This is a genomic window from Pseudomonas sp. Sample_10, assembly GCF_004321495.1.
Lineage (GTDB): Bacteria > Pseudomonadota > Gammaproteobacteria > Pseudomonadales > Pseudomonadaceae > Aquipseudomonas.
In genome coordinates this window covers 1-5,102 of sequence record NZ_RCOE01000118.1, presented here as the reverse complement: position 1 = coordinate 5,102, position 5,102 = coordinate 1, and the positions used below count along the sequence as shown (strand labels likewise).

Annotated in this window: 3 protein-coding genes; all 3 read left to right on the top strand. The window is 60.1% G+C overall.

Annotated elements, in window-relative coordinates:
• Positions 1-1,763 (top strand): efflux RND transporter permease subunit (locus D8U18_RS11475; RefSeq protein WP_131107642.1); only part of this gene is annotated, 1,763 nt, incomplete at its 5' end.
• A complete protein-coding gene (gene emhC, locus D8U18_RS11470) occupies positions 1,763-3,223 on the top strand; it encodes an efflux RND transporter outer membrane subunit EmhC (protein ID WP_131107641.1) in 1,461 nt (486 codons plus the stop codon). The genes D8U18_RS11475 and emhC, both read left to right, overlap by 1 nt.
• A 430-nt stretch (positions 3,224-3,653) precedes the next feature.
• Positions 3,654-4,913, top strand: a complete 1,260-nt coding sequence (locus tag D8U18_RS11465) for an OprD family porin (RefSeq protein ID WP_130906439.1) — start codon at positions 3,654-3,656, stop codon at positions 4,911-4,913.
• The last annotated feature ends 189 nt before the right edge of the window (positions 4,914-5,102 follow it).

Sequence of the window (5,102 nt, the reverse complement as noted above, 5' to 3'; positions counted from 1 at the left end):
ACAAGCAGTTCTCGATCACCATCGTCTCGGCCATGGCCCTGTCGGTACTGGTTGCACTGATTTTCACTCCGGCGCTCTGCGCCACCATGCTCAAGCCGATTCGCAAAGGCGAGCATCACACGCCCAAACGCGGCTTCTTCGGCTGGTTCAACCGCAACTTCGACCGTGGCGTCAAAAGCTACGAGCGCGGCGTGGGCAACATGCTTACGCACAAGGCGCCGTATCTGCTGGCGTACCTGATCATCGTCGTCGGCATGATCTGGCTGTTCACCCGCATTCCAACGGCATTTCTGCCTGAAGAAGACCAAGGCGTATTGTTCGCCCAGGTACAGACGCCGGCCGGTTCGACCTCCCAGCGTACCCAAGTGGTCGTGGACCAAATGCGCGAATTCCTGCTGCGCCCGAGCAAGGACGGCGGTGAAGGCGATGCGGTGAACTCGGTGTTTACCGTGACCGGCTTCAACTTCGCCGGCCGTGGCCAAAGCTCCGGTATGGCGTTCATCATGCTCCGCCCTTGGGACGAGCGTAACGCCGACAACAGCGTGTTCAAGGTGGCGGCCCGTGCCCAACAGCACTTCTTCACCTTCCGTGACGCGATGGTGTTCGCCTTCGCCCCGCCAGCGGTACTTGAATTGGGTAACGCCACCGGTTTCGACGTGTTCCTGCAGGACCGCGCCGGTATCGGTCACGAAAAATTGATGGAAGCGCGCAACCAGTTCCTCGGTATGGCGGCGCAAAGCAAGATTCTGACTCAGGTCCGTCCGAACGGCCTGAACGATGAGCCGCAATACCAGCTGGAAATCGATGACGAGAAGGCCAGTGCCCTGGGCATTACCATCGCGGACATCAACAACACGCTGTCGATCGCCCTGGGTAGTAGCTACGTCAACGACTTCATCGACCGCGGTCGAGTGAAGAAGGTTTACGTGCAAGGCCAGCCGGGCGCGCGCATGAGCCCCGAAGACCTGAAGAAGTGGTACGTACGCAACAGCGTAGGCACCATGGTTCCGTTCTCGGCGTTCGCCAAGGGCGAATGGATCTACGGTTCGCCGAAACTGGCCCGTTACAACGGTGTGGAAGCGATGGAAATCCTCGGTGCCCCGGCGCCGGGTTACTCCACCGGTGAAGCCATGGCCGAAGTCGAAGCCATCGCCAAGAAACTGCCGGCCGGTGTCGGTATTTCCTGGACCGGCCTGTCGTACGAGGAACGTTTGTCCGGCTCGCAAGCGCCAGCGCTGTACGCCCTGTCGCTGCTGATGGTGTTCCTGTGTCTGGCGGCGCTGTATGAAAGCTGGTCGATTCCGATCGCGGTCATGCTCGTGGTACCGCTGGGGATCATCGGTGCGCTGATGGCCACCAGCCTGCGCGGTCTGTCCAACGACGTGTACTTCCAGGTGGGCTTGTTGACGACCATCGGTCTGGCGGCGAAAAACGCCATTCTGATCGTCGAATTCGCCAAGGAACTGCACGAACAGGGACGCAGCCTGCGCGAGGCGGCTATCGAAGCCTGCCGGATGCGTCTGCGACCGATCATCATGACCTCGCTCGCCTTCGTTCTTGGTGTAGTCCCCCTGGCGATCTCCACGGGCGCAGGCTCGGGTAGCCAGCATGCCATCGGTACCGGGGTGATTGGCGGTATGATCACCGCAACCGTACTGGCGATCTTCTGGGTCCCACTGTTCTTCGTCACTGTGTCGGCTATGGGTCAGCGTAAAAACGTCGACGAGCAAGACGCACCTGAAACTCCTAAAGAGGCTGGCTAATGAGCAAGTCGCTACTCTCCCTGGCAGTCGCCGCCTTCGTGCTCGGTGGCTGCTCGCTGATACCTGATTATCAGCAACCGGATGCTCCGGTGGCGGGCCAATACCCTCAAGGGCCGGCGTATTCGCCGGCCCAGGCACCGGCACAGGCCGCTGCCGAGCAGGGCTGGAAGCAGTTTTTCCGTGACCCGGCATTGCAGCAATTGATTCAGGTTTCTCTGGAAAACAACCGTGACCTGCGTGTCGCGGCGCTGAACATCGACGCGTTTGCGGCTCAATACCGCATCTCCCGCGCCGACCTGTTCCCGGCTGTGTCGGCCAATGGCACCGGCAACCGTCAGCGGCTTCCGGCCGATGCATCGCAGACCGGTGAAGCGGGCATCAGCAGTTCCTACTCGGCCACCGTCGGCATCAGCGCCTATGAACTCGACCTGTTTGGCCGTATTCGCAGCCTGAACGAAGAAGCGCTGCAGCGTTACTTCGCGACTGAAGAAGGCCGTCGCAGCACCCAGATCAGCCTGGTGGCCAGCGTGGCCAATGCCTACCTGACCTGGCAGGCCGACAAGGAACTGCTCAAAGTCACCCAGGACACCCTCGCCGCGTTCGAGGAGAGCTACAAGCTCACCGCGCGCAGCAATGAAGTGGGGGTCGCTTCGGCGCTGGACCTGGCGCAGTCGCGGACTTCGGTGGAGAACGCCCGTGCGCAACTGGCCCGTTACACGCGCCAGGTCGCCCAGGATGAAAACAGCCTGGTACTGCTGCTCGGCACCGGCATTCCAGCCAACCTGCCAGTGGCCAAACCGTTGAATGAGGACCTGTTGGCCGAAGTACCGGCCGGCCTGCCGTCGGACCTGCTGCAACGTCGTCCGGACATCCTCCAGGCCGAATACAACCTGAAAGCGGCCAACGCCAACATTGGCGCCGCACGCGCAGCGTTCTTTCCGAGCATCAGCCTGACCGCCAACGCCGGGACCCTGAGCCCGGACCTGTCCGGTCTGTTCAAGGGCGGCTCGGGCACCTGGCTGTTCCAGCCGCAGATCAATCTGCCGATCTTCAATGCCGGCAGCCTGCGTGCCAGCCTGGACTACTCGAAAATCCAGAAAGACATCGGCGTGGCGAACTACGAGAAGTCCATTCAAACGGCCTTCCAGGAAGTCGCCGACGGTTTGGCCGCACGCGGCACCTACACCGACCAGGTACAGGCGCAGCGTAATCTGGTCAGTGCCAACCAGGACTACTACCGTCTGGCCGAGCGGCGTTATCGCATCGGTGTCGACAGCAACCTGACGTTCCTCGATGCTCAGCGTCAGTTGTTCAACTCTGAACAGTCACTGATTAGCGATCGGCTGGCGCAGCTGATCAGCCAGGTCAACCTGTACAAGGCCCTGGGCGGTGGCTGGAACGAACAGACGGCGAAGAACGAGCCGCTGAAAGAAGAAGCGCCGAAGTTGAAGTTGTTCTGATAGCGCTGTGAAAACACGAAGCCCACCGATAGGTGGGCTTTTTGTTGGCGGCGGGAAAGGTTGTGCTGACTTCATCGCTGGCAAGCCGGCTTCCACCTTGTGCGTCCCGTGCACAATTTTTGTGGGCGACCATGACCTTGTGGGAGCTGGCTTGCCAGCGATGAGGACCGCAAAAAACAATACAAAAACGACTGTTAATCTTATGTTCGATTATCGCCCAGAACCTGCTTTCCAAGATTGAACCACCCAGTACATTCCCCGCACCATCCGAGCCACAAAACCAATAACAACAGGTTCGATGCCATGCCCCCGCGCCCTGTCCCGTCCGGCTGATCCCGGTTCGTTCGCCCCTGATTTGCACTATTCGTCTGCAACCTCTGGTTGCGGCATCACACCCGCTTTGTCTACAAAAATTAGAGAGCCCCAGCCCATGACCTCTTCCACCGCGCAGTACTTCGTTCCCAGTCTGATCGCCGCCGCCCTCGCCAGTGCCGCCCTGCCCGCCTGCGCCGAAGAAGCGGGGTTTGTCGAAGGCGCCAAGGTCAACCTGAACCTGCGCAACTTCTACATCAACCGTAACTTCACCAACCCGACCAAGGCTCAAGGCAAGGCTGAAGAATGGACGCAAAGTTTCATTCTCGACGCCAAATCCGGGTTCACCCAAGGCACCGTCGGGTTTGGCATGGATGTGCTGGGGTTGTACTCGGTGAAGCTCGATGGCGGCAAAGGCACTGGCGGTACGCAACTGCTGCCGCTGGACAGCGACGGTCGCCCGGCGGACAACTTCGGCCGCACCAACGTCGCATTCAAGGCCAAGCTGTCGCAGACCGAAGTCAAGGTAGGCGAATGGATGCCGGTATTGCCGATCCTGCGTTCGGACGATGGGCGTTCGCTGCCGCAAACCTTCCGTGGCGGTCAGATCACGTCGAAGGAGATCAATGGCCTGACGCTCTACGGCGGCCAGTTCCGCCAGAACAGCCCCCGCGATGACAGCAGCATGGACGACATGTCGATGACCGGCAAAGCGGCGTTCACCTCCGACCGCTTCAACTTCCAGGGTGGCGAATACCTGTTCAATGAAAAACGCACGCAGATCGGTCTGTGGAACGCCGAACTCAAGGATATCTACAGCCAGCAGTTCATCAACCTGACCCACAGCCAACCGTTGGGTGATTGGACGCTGGGCGCCAACCTCGGGTTCTTCCATGGCAAGGACGATGGCAGTGCCCGGGCCGGCGAGCTGGACAACAAAACAATGTACGGCCTGCTCTCAGCCAAGTACGGCGGCCACACCTTCTACGTCGGCCTGCAAAAACTCACGGGTGACAGTCCCTGGATGCGAGTCAACGGCACCAGCGGCGGGACCCTGGCCAACGACAGCTACAACTCCAGCTATGACAATGCTCGGGAAAGATCCTGGCAGGTGCGCCACGATTACAACTTCGTTGCTCTCGGCGTCCCGGGCTTGACGTTGATGAACCGCTACATCAGCGGCGACAACGTGCACACCGGCACGGTCACCGATGGCAAGGAATGGGGTCGTGAAAGTGAACTGGGCTACACCGTGCAAAGCGGCGCACTGAAAGACCTGAACCTGAAATGGCGCAACTCGACCATGCGCCGGGATTACAGCAACAACGAGTTCGATGAAAACCGCCTGATCGTCAGCTATCCGATCAGCCTGCTCTAAACCTCATCACCGATCGTTCCCATGCTCTGCGTGGGAATGCAGCCAGGGACGCTCCGCGTCCAGGTTCCAAAGCCGAACGCGGAGCGTCCGTTGAGGCGTTCCCACGCAGAGCGTGGGAACGATCCAAATAACCGCCTGATCGTCAGCTATCCGATCAGCCTGCTCTAAACCTCACCACCGATCGTTCCC

Coding starts and splice junctions, on each gene's coding strand:
- D8U18_RS11465 (WP_130906439.1), top strand. CDS start 3,654: ATGACCTCTTCCACCGCGCAGTACTTCGTTCCCAGTCTGATCGCCGCC.
- emhC (WP_131107641.1), top strand. CDS start 1,763: ATGAGCAAGTCGCTACTCTCCCTGGCAGTCGCCGCCTTCGTGCTCGGT.